We start from the raw sequence: 16,673 nt of genomic DNA, 5'->3' as shown, positions 1-16,673 counted from the left end.
GTTCCGGCTTCGGCTGAGGCGCACTCGACAGTTCCGATTCGGCTGGGGCGCGCTTGCTCGGCTCCTTTGTGGCTGGGGCGCGCTTTTACGGTTCCGGATTCGGCTGAGGCGCACTCGACAGTTCCGGATTCGGCTGGGGTGGGCTTGCTCGGCTCCTTGTGGCTGGGGTGGGCATTTAGGGTTCCGGGTTCGGCTGGGGTGGGCGGCTGCGGTTGCGGTTGCTCGGCTTTGGTGCGGGTGGGGATTGACAGTTCTGGCTGGGGTTGCGGGCTGGTTCGCTCGGGGTTCTTGTGGCTGTGCGGGGATCGTCCGCCGGGTATGCGGGGGCTGTGCGGGGGGCTTCTTTTATGGGTGCTGGAGGGCAACAACGGGCGTCCACGATGGCCGGCACGGTCACCGCATGGATGGAGCGGTGAGCGAATTTCAAGGGGAGGAGGTGAAGACACATGAATCTCATTCGCGCTTGGAAAGACCCGGAGTACCGGGGGACTCTGGCCGACGTGCCGGCCAATCCGGCAGGGCTGGTGGAGCTGGCTGACGACCAGCTCGACGGGGTTGCGGGCGGTACCAGTTGGGCCTGCGCCACGGTCACGCTGACCGTCACGGTCTGCTCGCCCACGGGAACGCTGTGCGGCAGCTGCAGCATGGGCACCCGCGGCTGCTGCTGATCGGAAGTCACCACAAGGAAGGTGAGGCACGTGGACGTCATCAGGTCCTGGAAAGACACCGAGTATCGCCATTCACTCGGGATTCAGGCTCCCGCCCATCCATCGGGCGAGGGGCTCACCGCGATCACCGACGAGGAACTGGCCGCGGTCAACGGGGCCGGCACCGGTGTGCTCGGCACTCTCGGATGCTGCTCGTGTTTGCCGTGGTACTCGGGCTGGACCGTATGCGGTCTGGCCTGTAACCCGGGCAAGCCCTGCTCGGAGTAGCGCGCCAACGAACGACGCCGCAACCGGCGAGGTCCTGTGAGCGCGCTCGCAGCGGCCCCGCCGGTTGCGGTCCTACCGAAAGGAAGTTCCCGCATGCTTGTCGAGGCAACCGATCAACCCACTGGTAGGCCGGCTTCGTTGCGCCTCCCCTGGCAGCGGGCCGCCACGTTGGACGAACGCATGGGCGCGCAGGTGTCGCAGACCGATCCGGACCGGGGCGAGAGACGTCTGGCCGCGTGGATGGAGCTGGCTCCCCTCGCCGGCGATCGAGCGACACTGGACGAACGGCTCGCCACTCTGGATGTCACAGCTGATCAGCTCGCGGCGCTGCTGGGTGAGACGGACACCTCCCTGGCGGCGAGGCTCACCGTCGAGCCCGAGTGGCACTCCACCTTCCGCCGTTGGTGGGCCAAAGGTATGGCCGCCACCGATGCGGACCGCCGGCTGGATCCCGACATGGGACTGCTCGAGGTGATGCGGCCGCTGGTCGAAGGGGCTGTCCGTGAGCTCGACGCACTGGTCGAGAAGCGGGTCGCCACCTCGACCGACCCCGTCCTGGCCGACCTCGGCCAGGTCCTCGACGTGATCCGGGCAACAGCCCCGGCCGCCGATCTTCTCAGTCAGGTGCAGCGAACGCTGGTGCTCGAGCTGAACGTCGCCCGGGTGCAGGGCCGGCTCGACGGCGACACCCCGGCCGAGCGCTTCTCGTCGTACGCGAGGTTGCTGCGTGACGAGCGAGAGGCGTTGGCCGTATGGGACGAGTACCCCGTGCTGGCCCGGCTCGTGGTGACCACTCTGCAGTTCTGGATCAGCACCCGGGTCGAGTTGGTCGAGGCCCTCGTCGCCGACCTCCCCGTACTGCGAACCGGCCTGCTCGCCGATCCGGCCCCGCAACGGATCGAGCGGATCGAGTTCGGTGCCGGCGACAAGCACAGACGGGGCCGCTCGGTCGGCATCGTCACCTTCGATACCGGTGCGCTGGTCTTCAAGCCCCGCTCGCTGGCCATGGATGTGGTCTTCGACCGGCTGCTCGACTGGTTCAACCAGCAGCAGCCGCCACACGAGCTCGCCCGCGTCGTCGTCCTCGACCGAGGTGAGCACGGCTGGGTCGAGCTCGTCGACACCTCGGTGACGACCGACGCCGCCGGAGGCGACCGCTATGCCTGGCGCCTCGGTGCACTGACCGGCCTGCTTTACCTGCTCCATGCCACCGACTTCCACTTCGAGAACGTACTTGCCGCCGGCGAGTACCCGGTTCTGGTTGATCTGGAGGCGTTGCTGCACAGTGACAAGACCGCTGCGGTGGTCAAGATCAACGGCGAGACAGACATCGCGGCGGTCACCCTGGCCAACTCGGTGCAATCGGTCGGCATCTTGCCGAACCGGCTCATCGTCCGCGGCGAGGACGGCACCTTCGGGCTCGACGTCAGCGGCCTGGCCGGTCACGGCGGTCAGCTGACCCCGATGCCGGTGCCGACCTGGGAGGACAGCGGCACCGACCGGATGCGCCTGGTGAAGCGGCGGATGGAGATGGATGCCGAACGCAACCATCCGACCACCGCCGACGGAGAGGCGATCGACCTGGTCGCCCGGCTGGAGGAGTTCACGGCAGGGTTCGCCCACTGCTACCGGTTGCTCGCAGACCGGCGCGCGGAACTGCTGGCACCCAACGGACTGATCGCCGCCTTCGCTCCGGTCCGAACTCGCCTCATCGCCCGCCCGACGCACATCTACGGCCGGTTGCTGCTGGAGAGCACCCATCCGGATTTCCTGCGCGACGGACTCGACCAGGCCCGGTCCCTGGCCCGGCTGCTCAGCGGTCATGACGACCTGGACGCTCGCGTCGCGATGATCGTCGACGAGATCGCGGAGCTCGCCCTCGGCGACGTCCCGATGTTCACCGTGGACGCGGACACCGGTGCGTTGCGAGGTGGTCTCGAGGGCGCACAGATCGGGACCCGCGATCCGGCACCGCTGGCAGCGGTCCGCGAGCGGCTGCAGACGATGGACCCCGACGACCTGGCTTTCCAGGAACGGGTGATCCGTTCCAGTGTCGCGGCCACCACCATGGGGGGCGGCGATGCCCGCTGGCCGAACTGGCACCGGAATCGACTGACCGGCGCAGCGGGCGCAGGAGACTTCGCCGAGGAGGCGCACCGAGTGGCCCGGCGGTTGGCAGACCTCTGCGTCCGCGACGGCCACGGACTGGGCTGGATCGGCCTCGACCTCGTCGACGAGACGTACTGGCAATTGGCTCCGGCCCCGATCGGCCTCTACACCGGTACTGCGGGCATCGCCCACGCCCTGGACGCGGTCGCCGCGGTAACCGGCGATGCCGAACTCGGCGAGCTGGCGCTGGCCGCCTTCGACCAGGTAGCCGGACGCTCGCTCCTGATCGCCGAGACGCTCGCCGGCTTGAAGAACAAGCCCGGACCCAACGAACTCGGCATCGGGGCGTTCGGCCCGTTCGGCGGTGCGATCTACGCGCTGTCGCACGCCGCGGTGCGGCATCGCCGGACCCACTACACAGCAGCGGCGCTGGCCCTGCTGCCGAGCGTGGCCGAACTTGTCGAGGAGGACCCGCTGCTGGATGTCGTCTCCGGCTCGGCCGGGGCGATCCTGTCGTTGCTGTCACTCGAACAGGCCGTGCCCGGTCGCGGCGCCCTCGAACTCGCGGTGCGTTGCGCTGACCGGCTGCTCGCCACCCGCCAGGAGATCGGCGACGGGTGGGGCTGGATCACACCGCTCAACCCCGAAGCACCGCTGGCAGGGTTCTCGCACGGCGCCTCCGGGATCGCCTACGCGCTCGCGCGGCTGGACGCGGTGTCACCACGCCCCGAGTACGGCGAGGCGGTGCGACACGCCCTGCGCTACGAGCAGACGGCGTACGACCCGGAGCTACGGACCTGGCGTGACCTGCGCCCGGCGAACATCAGCGGCCGGACAGTGATGAATGCCTGGTGCCATGGGGCTCCTGGCGTCGCCCTCTCCCGCACGGAACTCCAGCGTCTGGGCGCCGCACCCGACCTGGCACACGTGCTCGAGAACGACCGGCACCTGGCCGTCCTCGCCTCGATGTCCACCGGGCTCGACCTCGATCCGGTCTCCGGTCTGGGGAACCACAGCCTCTGTCACGGTGATGTCGGCAACCTGCTCATCATCGGCGACAGCCACCGTCCCGAGACCGAGCCTGAGGTCGCCGAACTGCTGCCCGGTGTCTGGAACACCTTGCTGCACGAGGGACGCGAGAACGGCTGGTTGTGCGGCGTACCGCATGGCGTGGAGACCCCGGGCTTGATGACCGGGCTCGCCGGAGTGGCGTGGGGACTGGCCAGGATGGCCTCGCCGGCGACGGTACCGGATCTGCTCACGCTCGCCGCGCCGGCCCGATCGGACAACGCGTGAACACCGCGGCGACGCCGGGGGAAGAACTGAACGGCGTGGACGAGCGTGGGATCGCGAACGGCGTCTACCGGCCGAGCATGGTGGCCGCCTACCGGGCCAATCCCAGGGGCGCCGCCCGCTCCGGCTTCGACGCCGAGCGGATGTCTCCCCGCTGGCGATGGATATCGATCGGCGCTGTCCTCGTCGTAGCGACGATGCTGGCCGGGCTGCTGTTCACGGTCCCGGTCGGACCGACGGGTGCCGTCGCCGGCCACAACGGACGCGATCTCGTCCTCGCCTTCCCCAATTTCACTCCGCCGGCGCAGGGCAGCCCGATCGTGCTGCGGCTCGGCGGCGACCGCACCATCGCCGGTGTCGTGAAGGACAGCCAGCCGGGCGCGAACGGCTTTCAGGTCACCATGGTGCTGGTCGAGCTCCGTGACGCTACTGCTGCCGGAAGCCTGACCGACGGCGCACAGATCGTCCTCGATCAGGGCAGCAGGCCGTTGCTGCTCGACCTGCTCGGCATCGGCGGCCGGGAATGAGGCCGGGACGCCGCAGGGTTCCCGTTCGGCTGCAGTCCACGTCGGTCGAATGCGGCGTCGCCGCACTGGCGATGGTTCTCGGCTACCACGGCCGGCACACGGCCGTTGCCGAGTTGCGTGACCGCATGGTGCTGGCGCGCGACGGCGCGAGCGCGGCGTCGATCGCGCGGCAGGCCCGCGAGCTGGGAATGTCGGTACGGGCCTTCCACGCCGAGCCGCACGCCTTGGCCGGGTTGAAACTGCCGCTGATCGCGCACTGGGGAATGAACCACTTCGTAGTGGTCGAGCGCTTCACCCGACGCGGCGCCGACATCGTCGATCCCGCCTCCGGACGCCGCCGCGTCAGCGCCGAGGAACTCGACAGTTCGTTCACCGGCGTGGCGCTGGAGCTGCAACCGACCGACGAACTGGAGCAACGGAAGGGCACCGAGGCCGGCCTGTGGTCGTTCGTCAAGCCGTTCCTGCCGCGCAGCCGCAGTGTGCTGGCAGCGATCGTCGCCGCGTCGGCCACCTTGACGGTGCTCGGCCTCATCCCGGCCTTCCTCACCGCCTACATCGTCGACCAGGTACTGCCCGGCCGCGAGCAGAGCACCTTACTCGTGCTGGCGGCGGGACTACTGGCCTACACCGCGAGCCACGCGATGATGACGCTGGCCCGGGCCGAGCTGCTGCTCTGGATCCAGACCCGAGTCGACTGGTCGATGATGAGCTCGTTCCTGCGGCATCTGATGTCGCTGCCGTACAAGTTCTTCCAGCTGCGCACCGGTGGTGACCTGCTGGTGCGGGTGTCGAGTATGACGTACGTCCGTGACGCGGTCAGCAGTCAACTGCTGGCGATCCTGCTCGACGTAGCGCTGCTGGGTACCTACCTGGTGGTGATCGGGTTGAAGTCGATGCTGTTCGTCGGTGTCATCGTGGCCATCGCGATCGCCCAGCTGACCGTCATGATCGTCTCGGCTCCGGCCGCGCAGCGCCTGACCGAACGCGAACTCCAGTCACTGGGCGAGGCCCAGAGCGCCCTGCTCGAAGCGGTCACCGGGGCGGAGACGGTGAAGTCGTCCGGGGCCGAGCAGGTCGTGGTGAGCCGCTGGTCGCAGAAGTTCACCGATCAGCTCGGCTCCTCGCTGCGCCGAAGCAGGCTGGACAACGCCGTGAACGGACTGATCGGTCTGCTCGGCACCGCAGCGCCGCTGATGATGGTCCTGCTGGGCGCATACCTGGTGTTCAGCGACAGCCTGTCGCTCGGCACCATGCTCGCTCTGATCGCGCTGGCCGGCGCCGCGCTGTCACCGGTGGCTCAGCTCGGACGCAGCATCAAGACCTTCCAGACCGTCCGGGTCCACCTGGACCGGCTGCGTGACGTCCTGAACGAGTCCGCCGAGGACGTCGGGCAGGGCGACGTGGAGGCCGACCTGGATCAGCCGATCACCTTGACCGATGTCAGCTTCCGGTACTCCGGCGACGGTCCAGAAGCCCTGTCGGAGATCTGTCTCACGGTGCAGCCCGGGGAGAAAGTCGCTATTGTGGGCAGTAGTGGCTCGGGCAAGAGCACCCTTGCCCGGTTGATCCTCGGTCTCTACGACCCGACCGACGGTGCGATCAGCTACGGCTCCACTCCGTTGATCGACCTGGACCTGAACAAGCTGCGACGCCGGTGCGGTGTGGTGACCCAGGACGCCGACATCTTCAGCGGTTCCGTGCTGACGAACATCGCGCTGGTGATGCCCGAGGCAACTCTGGACGACGTCGTCGCGGCCGCGCAGCTCGCGGCCGTTCACGACGACATCACCCGGATGCCGATGGGCTACGAGACGATCCTGGGCGAAGGCGGCAGCGGCCTGTCGGGCGGACAACGCCAACGGGTGGCGCTCGCCCGGGCGGTGGTGCACGGTCCCCGGTTGCTGCTCCTGGACGAAGCCACCAGTCACCTCGATGCGACCACCGAGGCCACCGTGCACGCCAACCTCTCCGCGCTCAACTGCACCCGCATCGTCATCGCGCACCGGCTGAGCACGGTTCGCGACGCCGATCGGATCCTGGTGCTCGAGCGGGGCCGCATCGTCGAGAGCGGCAGTCACGACGACCTGATCGCGGAGAACGGCGCGTACGCGGCCCTGGTCGAGCACCAGTTGGTCAACGACTGAGCCGACGGTTACGGAGTGTCAATGTGCGATAACTTGTCTTTCCCCATCGTCGAGAGGTGGACTCCATGACGCGGCACCGGACAGCGCTCAGGGGACGGCTGCGCACCTTGGCCACCTTGGAACTGGTAGGCGTTCTCGTGATCGGCTGGGCGGTGTTCGGCGCCTACGAAGCCCCTCGGAGCAGGGCGAACATCGTCGGCTTCGCGCTGGTCACGCTGCACCTGCTCATCGGTTCGGCGTACTGGACGGTGAAAACGCGCCAGTTGCGGGACGTCGATCCCCAGCCGCCGTTGATCGGGGTGTTCGCGTGGCTGCGGCCGATCTGCCAGGTAGCTCTCGCCGCCGGGCTCATCGCGCTAGCGCCGGCCGTGGACCAACCAGTGGCCACCTGGCTGCCGGGCGTTGTCCTGTACGGACTGGCGCTGGCGGAGTACGTGAACTACTTCCATTGGCAGCTGATGCACGACACCCGGTCGGACTTGCTGCGACTGGCGCGTACCCGGAGGCTGCGCCGCTCTCATCTGTCCGAGGACCTGCGGATCCGTAAGGCGACCCGAACCCGACACGCAACGTCCCAGTGAGCCGAGGAGAGGTGTGAGTCGTGCCCAGAACAGCGAAGGATGCCGAGGCCGGATCCGTGGAGGTCCGGGGGCTCACGAAGCGCTACCGCGATGTGGTGGCCGTCGACGACCTGACCTTCACGGTCGAGCCGCGGTGCGTCACGGGGTTCCTCGGGCCGAACGGCGCCGGTAAGACGACCACCCTTCGGATGCTGCTGGACCTGGCTGCGCCGACGGCGGGTACGGCCACGATCAACGGCCGGTCGTACCGTGAGCTGGACGAACCCGCGAAGGTGGTCGGCGCGATGCTGGACGAGTCCGGCGCGCACCGTGGCCGGTCCGGCCGCGACCATCTGCGCATCCAGTGCGCGGCCGGTGGGCTGCCCCGGCGGCGTGCGGACGAGATGCTGGACTTCGTCGGCCTCGCGCGAGCCGGCCGCCGACCGTACGGCGAGTACTCGTTCGGCATGAGGCAACGGCTCGGCGTCGCCCAGGCGATGCTCGGCGACCCCGACGTACTGATCCTCGACGAGCCCGCGAACGGACTCGATCCGGAAGGGATCGTCTGGATGCGGGAGTTACTCCGGACGTTCGCCGCAGAAGGGCGGACGGTGCTCGTCTCGAGCCATCAGATCGCGGAAGTCGAGCAGACCGTCGACAACCTGGTGATCATCAACCACGGACGTCTCGTGGCCGAAGGATCCACTTCCGAGGTCATCGCTGGGCTCCGCCAGGATCCCCGGATCCGCGTGCGGGTCGCGCACCCCGCCGTACTGGCTGCTGCTCTGGTAGCGGCCGGAGCGACAGTCACGGCGGATCCGCCCGACAGCGGAGGTGCGCTGCTGGTCACCGGGATGCCGGCTGCCGGCGTGTCCGCGCTCGCGGGCTCGCACGGCGGTGCGCTGTACGAGCTGACGGAGGAACGGCCCGATCTGGAACAGACCTTCCTGCATCTGACCCGTGGAGAGGCGACGATCCGATGAAGCGCGCGGTGACCAGCGAACTGCTCAAGTTGCGAACAGTCCGGACCTGGTGGATCGCCGGGGCGGGAATGGCCGGTGTCGCGCTGCTGATGGCGTTGTGGAACAGCTGGCAGGCGAATACTTTCCTCCGTCCTTTCGACGAGTACCTGGCGGGCGCCATCCGGCGCCCTCGCGAGGACCTCTCGACGGAGCAGGTCGAGGCCATGCGCACGGTCTGGGAGACGCACAGCGACCCGAGCCGGATCGCCACGTCCTTGTACACCTCAGGGCAGCCGCTGGGCCTGCTACTCGCTTGCTTGCTCGCGGTCCTGCTGGTCACCAACGAGTACCAGTACCGAACCCTGACAGCTACGTTCCTGGCCACTCCACGCCGGGCTCGGGTGGTCGTCGCCAAACTTGTCGCGGTCGTCATCACCTCGGCCGGCTTGTGGCTGGCATCCACCTTGGCCGCGATGGGCGTCGGGGTCGCGTTCCTCAGCTCGCAAGGGACCGGCCTGCAACTCGGCTCCGTCGACGTTCCGAGAGCGATCCTGCTGAACCTGGCGGCGTACGCGATCTGGGGCCTGTTCGGCTTCGGCCTCGGCGTCCTGGTCCGCAGTCAGGTCGCGGCGATGGTCGCCGCGACCGCGCTGTACTTCCTCACCTCGGTCGTGGTCGCCTTCGGCTTCCAGGCGATCCACGACCTCGTCATCGAGGAGGCCTGGGTGCTGCAGGCCCAGGTGCTGGTCCCCGGCGTCGCCTCACAGATCATGACCACACCCGGCGAGCTCTTCGCCGGCGCCCCGCCGCAGTGGAGCGGAGCCGCCGTCCTGCTCGGCTACGGTCTGCTCGCCGCCGTACTGGGCACGATGCTGCTCCGCCGCCGGGACGTGCTGTGAGCGCTAGTTACACCATCTAGGTTCGAAGCCTCGCTCGGGAGCGTGCGCCGCGACGAGTGACCTCGCGCGGTCACGGTCCCAGTCCCGCACCGCGGCCTGCATCGCCTCGACACCGGGCGGCAGATCCAGGCCGAGTTCCTCCGCGAAGACGACCCGGCAGCGCTCGATCACGGACAGGGCATTCGCCGCGTCGCCGTTGATGCAATGCGCCGCGGCCAGCAACTCCCACAGCCGTTGCCGATAGGGCGCCTCAGCGATCACGCTCTCGATGCGGTAGCAGAGCAGATGGGTCCGGTTGGCCAGGATGTAGGCGGCGAACAGGTCCTGGAGGGCGTCGAAGCGCACGTTGTTGATCCCGGTGACATGGGCAGCGAACCATCGCGTCGGCGGTAGGTCCTCACCGAACGGCCCACGCCAGAAGGCCACTGCCTGTTCCAGGGAACCGACCGCACTGGGTAGGTCACCGCGCATCAGCGTCGCCCGGCCGTGCCGCGCGGCATGAGTGAACCCGGCGAGATCCAGCTCATCGGGGCCGATCTGCAGTCCGTACCCGCTCTGGCCGCCGCGGTAGGTCTTGATCTGGCGGCCGAGCCCGGGCTCGGCCGCGTTGAGGTCACGCCGCAGACCGGTGAGGTGACTGCGGATGTTCGGCCCCGCCGAAGCGGGTGGGTCGTCCCACAGCAGGTCGGCGAACTGCGAGACTCCGATGATCTGTCCGGCCCGGAGCAACAGCGCGGTCAGGATCGCCCGCCGTACCGGTGACTCGATCATGATGCTGCCGTGCACCAGCAGGGGTCCGAGGATCGCGAAGCGCATCACAGCGGACCCGAGCCGACCCGGAGCCAAGGCGCCTGAAGCGGCTGTACTGCTGCTGTATCCCCCACAGCCAGAGCCTAGAACCCGACCTGCGCGAGGCGACAGATCGAGGCCTTGCAACTTCCTGCAACGTTGCGGGTCGTAAATGCCCGTGGGGCTAGAAGACCAGCGTGAGTACCCAGGTGGTGAAAGCTATGAGGGCTACGACGAACGTCACCGCTACGACCACCGCGTAGGCGAACCAGGAGCTTCCATTCACGGATCCATCCTGCCAGGTGTGTGACCTGTTCCGGTGGTGGGTGCGTCTAGAGGGTGTAGGCGACGGCTGGAGGGTGGATGAAGGGGATTGCGGAGTTCGAGGAGTTCGCTCGGGCTCGGGTGGGTCCGTTGTACCGGACTGCTTGGCTGCTGTGCGGGGATCGGCACCATGCCGAGGATCTGGTGCAGGACACCCTCGCGAACATGCTGAAGGCGTGGGGGCGGGTGGATACGCCCGAGGCCTATGCGCGGACCGCGTTGGTGCGGACGTTCGTTTCGCAGCGGCGGCGGCGTAGCTGGACCGAGCGGCCCTCCGCGGAGCTACCGGAGCGGGTCGCGGCCTCGGGAGACATCGATCTGCGGATGGCTCTGCAGAAAGCGTTGGGTGAGCTGCTGCCCTTGGATCGGGCTGTGTTGGTGCTGCGGTACTTCGAAGATCGCAGCGTCGAGCAAGTGGCGCTGGATCTGGGGAAGAAGCCGAGTGCGATCACGACGCGGACGGCGCGGGCGCTGGAGCGTTTACGGACAGTGCTCGGGGACGACGTCGCGCAGTTGATCGCTCAGTGAAGGAGAAGTCGTGAAGGATCTTGATACTCAGCTGCCGGAGCTGATGGTGCGGGCCACGGACGGGCTCGAGCCGGAGTCGGTCGATCTGGTGGAGCGCAGTGTGGTGCAGGGCGTGCGACTGCGGCAGCGGCGCAGTGCGCTGGCCGGGGTCGCCGGCGGGGTGGCTGTGTTGGCGACTGTGGGAGTCGTCGTCGGCGCGGTTCAGCATTTCGATCAGGGCGGCAGCGCGGAGCCGGCGGGATCACTGGTGGTGGGGCCTGCGGTGACACCGACCCCCGCACCTTCGGCGCCGGTCCCCGGGGCCTCCGAGGAGGTCTACACGCCGCCGGTGGTGAACACCAAGGATCCGACCTTGCAGACGTTGAAGTCGCTGGTGAGCGGATCTGGGCGGACGCTCTCGGCGCCGGAGAACTGGGGCGGTAAGGAGGACGGCTTCTTCGCCGCCGGTTGGGTCGTCGACGACGGTAAGGGCGGGTCGCGGGTCCAGGTGTTGCTGGAGCGCCACGAGGCGTCGCCCAGTTGCGCCGGGGTGCCGGGCTGCCACAAGCGTCCGGACGGGTCGACGATCCGGTCCGAGAGCCTGGGACCCGAGTACTCCGACGGCCGTCAGAAGGAGTTCGGCATCGTGTCCAGCTACGTCGAGATCACCCGCAAGGACGGCCGGAAGATCTCGTTGACGGCGTACAACGGGGTGTCCGAGAAGGGCACGAAGCACACCCGGGCCGTGCCGATCCTGACCGTCGCCCAGATGACGAAGCTCGCCGACAACCAGGCCTGGAAGTTCCCGGCCAAGGTCACCAAGTAGACCTCAGGTCAGGCAGCGCCCCGGCAGGTCGAACCAGCGCAGGTGGTCGAAGTCGGAGTTGACGGTCCCTTCGGCCTCTGCGTTCCGGTCCTGACTGGACGAGAGCAGCTCGCGGGCCTCGGCCAGATAGTCCTGGAGCGCCGACTCCGGGGCGGTGTGGTCGTGCCGCGGATACCGCAGTTTGCCGTCGGCGTCGTACCCGACCGCGGACAGCCTCATCGGCGGCTCGACCGGACCCCGGTGATGACGCCACAGGCCGGTCGCCGGTGCGAAGCGATAGTCGCCGAGGAGACGCCAGCCGCCCTCGGCGACCAGCTTCACGGCCTCCACGACGTACTCGAAGACGGCCTCGGAGATGAAGTAGTTGAAGTTGACCCGCACCCAGCCCGGCTTGATGCCCTCGCAGCCGTGCATGATCTCCTCGGCGAACTCGGCCGACCGCGCCAGGTCGATGTTCAGCAGCGAATGCCCGTACGGTCCCGCGCACGAACAGCCGCCGCGGGACTGGATCCCGAACAGGTCGTTGAGCAGCGCGACCACGTAGTTGTGGTGCAGGTAGCGCCCGGACGGCGCCTTGATCACGAACGACACGATCGAGAGCCGCTCGGCGTCGAGGTTGCCGAGGATCTCGATGTTCGGGTCGCCGCGCCACGTCTCGACCGCACTCCGCAGGTACGCGTCCTCGTGCGCCCGGATCACGTCGATCCCGACCGCCTGCTTCAGCTGGAACGCCAGCCCGGCCCGGATCGAGCCGATGATGTCCGGCGTCCCGCCCTCCTCGCGGTGGATCGGGTCGTCCAGGTACCGGTGCCCGGTCGGGTTCACGAACGCGACCGTGCCACCACCCGGTACGTCGGGGACCCGGTTCGTCAGCAGGTCCCGCCGGGCCACCAGTACGCCGGGAGTCCCCGGACCGCCGATGAGTTTGTGCGGGCTGAGGAAGATCGCGTCCTTGTACGACAACGGGTCCGCGTCGCGACCGCCGTACATGTCGATCTCGATGTACGGCGCGGCGGCGGCGAAGTCCCAGAACGACAATGCCCCGTGCTTGTGCAGCAACGCCGAGACACGATGGGTGTTGCTGACGATCCCGGTCACGTTGCTGGCGGCCGAGAACGAGCCGATCTTCAGCGGGCGGGCGGCGTACTCGACCAGGCGCGCCTCGAGCTGCGGGATGTCGATGTGCCCGTCGGCGTCCTGACTGATCATCACCACGTCGGCGATCGACTCACGCCAGGGCAGCTCGTTCGAGTGGTGCTCGTACGGCCCGATGAACACCACCGGCCGCTGATCGGCCGGGATGTGGTCGGTCAGCTGATGCTCGTCGTCCAGCTGAGCCGGCACCCGCAACCCCAGGACACCGACCAGTTTGTCGATCGCTCCGGTCGCCCCCGACCCGCAGAAGATCAACGCGGTCTCGTCATCCCCGCCAACACTCTCGTGGATGATCCGCCGCGCATCCTCCCGCAGCCGAGTCGTCTGCAGCCCGGTCCCGCTCGACTCCGTATGCGTGTTCGCATACCGCGGCAGCACCTCCTCGCGAATAAAATCCTCGAGGAAGGTCAGCGCCCGCCCGGAAGCGGTGTAGTCGGCGTACGTCACCCGCCGCGGCCCGTACGGCCCAGGCATCACCTGGTCGTCGCCGATCACCGAAGCGCGAATCCGTCGCAACAGCGGCGAGTCCGGCGGAGCCTGCAAACGTTCGTCCTGGACCGTCATGGCGCCAGGGTAAGCGCTCAAGGAGACAAACCACTGACTCTCGACTGGGACGGCTGCACGAATGCCCGCGACGCCGGCGGCATCGTCGCCGGCATTCGTCCCGGGGCTTTGACACGCTCGGACAGCCACAGCCGGCTCAGCCCCGCAGGCGTGGCGGCAGTCCGTGCGAGCGGAGTACGCCGGATCCTCGACCTGCGCTGGCCGACCGAACTCGCGCAGGATCCGAGCCCGCTGGCCACCGATCCGGCGTACCGGCATCTTCCGCTGATCGCAGAGCTCGCCGAAGCGGGCACCACCATGCCTGACGCGTACCGGTCGATGCTCGACACCAACCAGCACCGGATCACCGCGGCATTCATCGCCGTCGCCGAGGCGCCACCGGGCGGGGTGGCGGTGCACTGCAGCGCCGGGCGGGATCGCACCGGAGCGCTCATCGCGCTGGTGCTGGCCGCTGCCGACGTACCGGACCGGCAGATCGCCGATGACTACGCGCTGACGGACGGCTGTTCGCCGACGACCATGCTCCGTATGTTGGCTCACCTCGAGACCCGCCATGGCGGCGTCATTGCCTATCTGACAGCCGGCGGCGCCGAGCCGAATCACTTCCATCGGGTTCGGTCACGGCTGTCGGGTGGATAGGGTCGGGGGCAGTCGACTGTGAGGAGCGGGGATGACGTTTTCCGGCGAGTTGTGGGGTCGGGGCGGGGCTGCTGTGTACGACGAGATCGTGCGGCACCCGTTCATCACGGGGCTGACCGACGGGACGCTGGATCACGATGCGTTCCGCTACTTCATCGTCCAGGACAGTCACTACCTGCGCGCCTACTCCCGGGCGCTCAGTCTGGTCGCGGCGCGGGCTACCGACGAGGATGCGGTCAGCATGTTCGCGCTGCACGCCACCAACGCGATTGCGGTCGAGCGGGAGCTCCACAGCTCGCTCCTCGGCTCGCTGGGCCTGACCACGGCCGATGTCGAGGCAGCCGGTTCGAAGCCGACCACAACGGCGTACATGTCCTATCTGACCGCTGTCTGCGCCACTGGCACGTACGCCGAGGCCGTGGCCGCCGTACTGCCTTGCTACTGGATCTACCGGGACGTCGGGCGCGAGCTGCTGAAGCGGTCGTCGCCGGACCCGGTCTACCGGCAGTGGATCGAGACCTACGGCTCTGACGAATTCGATGCCGTAGTGGAGTCCGTTCTTGCGGTGACCGACGTACTGGACGTGGGAACGTCGGAGCGGGAACGTTGTCACCAGCACTTCGCGACGACCTGTCGCTACGAGTGGATGTTCTGGGACGCCGCATACACCAAGCTCGATTGGCCGGTCTGAACACATGGACTTCTATGACGTCGTGATCGTCGGCGGTGGGCACAACGGCCTCGTCGCCGCCACATACCTGGCTCAGGCCGGCATGTCCACGCTGGTGCTCGAGCAGCAGCCCCACACCGGCGGTGCGGCGGTCAGCCAGCAGGTGTTCCCCGGTGTGGACGCACGCCTGTCCCGCTACTCGTATCTGGTCAGTCTGCTGCCCGACAAGATCGTGGCCGACCTAGGCCTCTCACTACAGCTCCGCTCGCGCGCAGTCGCCTCCTACACGCCAGTACGCCGTTCCGGCCGCGACCTCGGCCTCATGGTGGAACGCCCGGAGGGTGCGGCGACGCGGGAGTCGTTCGCGCGGCTCACCGGCAGTGACGCCGAGTACGACGCCTGGACCGCTTTCTACGGCGCAGTCGGCTCATTGGCCGAGGCCATCGCCCCCACTCTGCTCGAACCGCTGCAGTCCGCAGCCACACTGCGTTCCCGAGTCGACCCTGCCCTCTGGGACGAGCTGGTAGAGCGCCCCTTCGGTGAGTCCGTCGAACGACGCTTCGCCGACGACACCGTCCGGGGCGTAGTCGCAACAGACTCAGTCATCGGCACCTTCGCCGGTCTGCACGACCCCTCCCTGATCCAGAACCGCTGCTTCCTCTACCACCTGATCGGCAACGGCACCGGCGAGTGGCGAGTGCCCGTAGGCGGTATGGGCGCCGTCACCGACGCCCTGGCCTTTGCAGCGCGTCAGGCCGGAGCCTCACTCATCACCAACGCCTCCGTGACGTCCGTCGAGGTCGACGGCGTGCGCGGATCCGTCACCTGGCTCGGCGGCGACGGAGAGCGCTCCGTGGACTGCTCCTACGTCCTCGCCAACGTCGCACCGGCAACCTTGGACACCCTGCGTGGTCGCGACGTCTCCAGCAAACCCGAGGGCTCGCAGCTCAAGATCAACCTCCTGCTCTCCCGCCTCCCGGCCCTGCGCTCCGGCGACGACCCCACCCGCGCCTTCGCCGGCACCTTCCACATCGACGAGGACTACACCCAGCTCGAGACCGCCTACCGAACCGCCGCCAGCGGCGCCCTCCCCGACGTACCGCCGTCCGAGGTCTACTGCCACTCGCTGACCGACGCGTCGATCCTCTCCCCCGAGCTGATTGCCTCCGGCCACCACACCCTGACCGTCTTCGGCGTCCACTTCCCCGCCCGTTTGTTTGCCTCCGACAACGAAGCGGCCCGCGCCGAAGCCACCCGCCGTACCCTGGCCGGCCTCGAGTCCCACCTCGCCGAACCCCTCGAAGACTGCATCGCCCGCGACACCAACGGCGACCTCTGCATCGAAGCCAAAACCCCCTACGACATCGAGGAATCCGTCGGCATGCCCGGCGGCCACATCTTCCACGGCGACCTCCAATGGCCCTGGTCCACCGACGACACCACAGTCGGCCGCTGGGGCACCGAAACCGACACCGCCAACCTCCTCATCTGCGGCTCCGGCGCCCGCCGAGGCGGCGCCGTCTCCGGCCTCGGCGGCCACAACGCAGCCATGGCGATCCTCACCCGCTAACCGATTTCACATCTCCCCAAATCCCCTGCTAAGCTCCTCTTCGTTCGCAAGCAAGACCACAAAAGAACATGCGCCGCTAGCTCAATTGGCAGAGCAGCTGACTCTTAATCAGCGGGTTCGGGGTTCGAGTCCCTGGCGGCGCACAACACCGAGGCCCGGGCACACATCGCAATGTGCACCGGGCCTTCGTGTTGCCCGAC

General features: G+C 68.1%; 15 protein-coding genes and 1 tRNA gene. 14 read left to right on the top strand and 2 right to left on the bottom strand.

Annotated elements, in window-relative coordinates; all coding sequences use genetic code 11:
• Nucleotides 1-446 precede the first annotated feature (446 nt).
• From OG474_RS29635 to OG474_RS29600, 8 genes are all read left to right on the top strand, one after another.
• The gene (locus OG474_RS29635; RefSeq protein ID WP_405056881.1) at nt 447-668 is read left to right on the top strand and encodes a mersacidin/lichenicidin family type 2 lantibiotic; all 222 of its coding nucleotides are present in this window, start codon (nt 447-449) and stop codon (nt 666-668) included.
• 30 nt (nt 669-698) lie between these two features.
• Entirely contained in the window at nt 699-935 is a 237-nt protein-coding gene (locus OG474_RS29630) for a mersacidin/lichenicidin family type 2 lantibiotic (RefSeq protein WP_405056880.1), read from the top strand.
• Between the two features lie 93 nt (nt 936-1,028).
• Nucleotides 1,029-4,340, top strand: a complete 3,312-nt coding sequence (locus OG474_RS29625) for a type 2 lanthipeptide synthetase LanM family protein (protein ID WP_405056879.1) — start codon at nt 1,029-1,031, stop codon at nt 4,338-4,340.
• A complete protein-coding gene (locus OG474_RS29620; protein WP_405056878.1) occupies nt 4,337-4,864 on the top strand; it encodes a hypothetical protein in 528 nt (175 codons plus the stop codon). Before OG474_RS29625 ends, OG474_RS29620 begins: the two co-directional genes overlap by 4 nt.
• The gene (locus tag OG474_RS29615) at nt 4,861-7,008 is read left to right on the top strand and encodes a peptidase domain-containing ABC transporter (RefSeq protein ID WP_405056877.1); all 2,148 of its coding nucleotides are present in this window, start codon (nt 4,861-4,863) and stop codon (nt 7,006-7,008) included. The genes OG474_RS29620 and OG474_RS29615 overlap by 4 nt, the downstream gene beginning before the upstream one ends.
• Before the next feature lie 65 nt (nt 7,009-7,073).
• A complete protein-coding gene (locus tag OG474_RS29610; protein WP_405056876.1) occupies nt 7,074-7,589 on the top strand; it encodes a multidrug transporter in 516 nt (171 codons plus the stop codon).
• A gap of 20 nt (nt 7,590-7,609) precedes the next feature.
• A complete protein-coding gene (locus tag OG474_RS29605; protein WP_405056875.1) occupies nt 7,610-8,551 on the top strand; it encodes an ABC transporter ATP-binding protein in 942 nt (313 codons plus the stop codon).
• A gap of 8 nt (nt 8,552-8,559) precedes the next feature.
• Nucleotides 8,560-9,429 (top strand): ABC transporter permease subunit, encoded by an 870-nt coding sequence (locus tag OG474_RS29600; RefSeq protein WP_405056874.1) that lies wholly within the window; start codon nt 8,560-8,562, stop codon nt 9,427-9,429.
• 3 nt (nt 9,430-9,432) lie between these two features.
• Here the strand turns inward: OG474_RS29600 and OG474_RS29595 are convergent, their stop codons facing one another.
• Nucleotides 9,433-10,245, bottom strand: a complete 813-nt coding sequence (locus OG474_RS29595; RefSeq protein ID WP_405056873.1) for a BTAD domain-containing putative transcriptional regulator — start codon at nt 10,243-10,245, stop codon at nt 9,433-9,435.
• 336 nt (nt 10,246-10,581) lie between these two features.
• On the opposite strand from OG474_RS29595, the gene OG474_RS29590 reads away from it, so the two are divergent.
• Nucleotides 10,582-11,070: a SigE family RNA polymerase sigma factor gene (locus tag OG474_RS29590; protein ID WP_405056872.1), complete on the top strand. Its 489-nt coding sequence runs from the start codon at nt 10,582-10,584 to the stop codon at nt 11,068-11,070.
• A gap of 10 nt (nt 11,071-11,080) precedes the next feature.
• Nucleotides 11,081-11,875: a hypothetical protein gene (locus OG474_RS29585; RefSeq protein WP_405056871.1), complete on the top strand. Its 795-nt coding sequence runs from the start codon at nt 11,081-11,083 to the stop codon at nt 11,873-11,875.
• Between the two features lie 3 nt (nt 11,876-11,878).
• On the opposite strand, the gene OG474_RS29580 is transcribed toward OG474_RS29585, so the two are convergent.
• Nucleotides 11,879-13,594, bottom strand: a complete 1,716-nt coding sequence (locus tag OG474_RS29580) for an aminotransferase class V-fold PLP-dependent enzyme (RefSeq protein ID WP_405056870.1) — start codon at nt 13,592-13,594, stop codon at nt 11,879-11,881.
• Between OG474_RS29580 and OG474_RS29575 the strand changes: the two genes are divergently transcribed.
• The 4 genes from OG474_RS29575 (at nt 13,508) to OG474_RS29560 (ending at nt 16,616) form a co-directional block, all read left to right on the top strand.
• Nucleotides 13,508-14,233 carry a tyrosine-protein phosphatase gene (locus tag OG474_RS29575; protein ID WP_405064630.1) on the top strand — a complete coding sequence of 242 codons (726 nt, stop codon included), beginning with the start codon at nt 13,508-13,510 and terminating at the stop codon, nt 14,231-14,233. The two genes, OG474_RS29580 and OG474_RS29575, sit on opposite strands and share 87 nt — an antisense overlap.
• A gap of 31 nt (nt 14,234-14,264) precedes the next feature.
• The gene (tenA, locus tag OG474_RS29570; protein ID WP_405056869.1) at nt 14,265-14,924 is read left to right on the top strand and encodes a thiaminase II; all 660 of its coding nucleotides are present in this window, start codon (nt 14,265-14,267) and stop codon (nt 14,922-14,924) included.
• Nucleotides 14,925-14,928: 4 nt separating this feature from the next.
• Entirely contained in the window at nt 14,929-16,473 is a 1,545-nt protein-coding gene (locus tag OG474_RS29565; protein ID WP_405056868.1) for a phytoene desaturase family protein, read from the top strand.
• Nucleotides 16,474-16,543: 70 nt separating this feature from the next.
• Nucleotides 16,544-16,616, top strand: a tRNA-Lys gene (locus OG474_RS29560).
• The last annotated feature ends 57 nt before the right edge of the window (nt 16,617-16,673 follow it).

The organism is Kribbella sp. NBC_01505, assembly GCF_045040285.1.
Taxonomy (GTDB): domain Bacteria; phylum Actinomycetota; class Actinomycetes; order Propionibacteriales; family Kribbellaceae; genus Kribbella.
This window is presented reverse-complemented; position numbering and strand designations above follow the sequence as displayed.

Coding starts and splice junctions, on each gene's coding strand:
- OG474_RS29635 (WP_405056881.1), top strand. CDS start 447: ATGAATCTCATTCGCGCTTGGAAAGACCCGGAGTACCGGGGGACTCTG.
- OG474_RS29625 (WP_405056879.1), top strand. CDS start 1,029: ATGCTTGTCGAGGCAACCGATCAACCCACTGGTAGGCCGGCTTCGTTG.
- OG474_RS29615 (WP_405056877.1), top strand. CDS start 4,861: ATGAGGCCGGGACGCCGCAGGGTTCCCGTTCGGCTGCAGTCCACGTCG.
- OG474_RS29610 (WP_405056876.1), top strand. CDS start 7,074: ATGACGCGGCACCGGACAGCGCTCAGGGGACGGCTGCGCACCTTGGCC.
- OG474_RS29595 (WP_405056873.1), bottom strand. CDS start 10,245: ATGCGCTTCGCGATCCTCGGACCCCTGCTGGTGCACGGCAGCATCATG.
- OG474_RS29590 (WP_405056872.1), top strand. CDS start 10,582: ATGAAGGGGATTGCGGAGTTCGAGGAGTTCGCTCGGGCTCGGGTGGGT.
- OG474_RS29580 (WP_405056870.1), bottom strand. CDS start 13,594: ATGACGGTCCAGGACGAACGTTTGCAGGCTCCGCCGGACTCGCCGCTG.
- tenA (WP_405056869.1), top strand. CDS start 14,265: ATGACGTTTTCCGGCGAGTTGTGGGGTCGGGGCGGGGCTGCTGTGTAC.
- OG474_RS29565 (WP_405056868.1), top strand. CDS start 14,929: ATGGACTTCTATGACGTCGTGATCGTCGGCGGTGGGCACAACGGCCTC.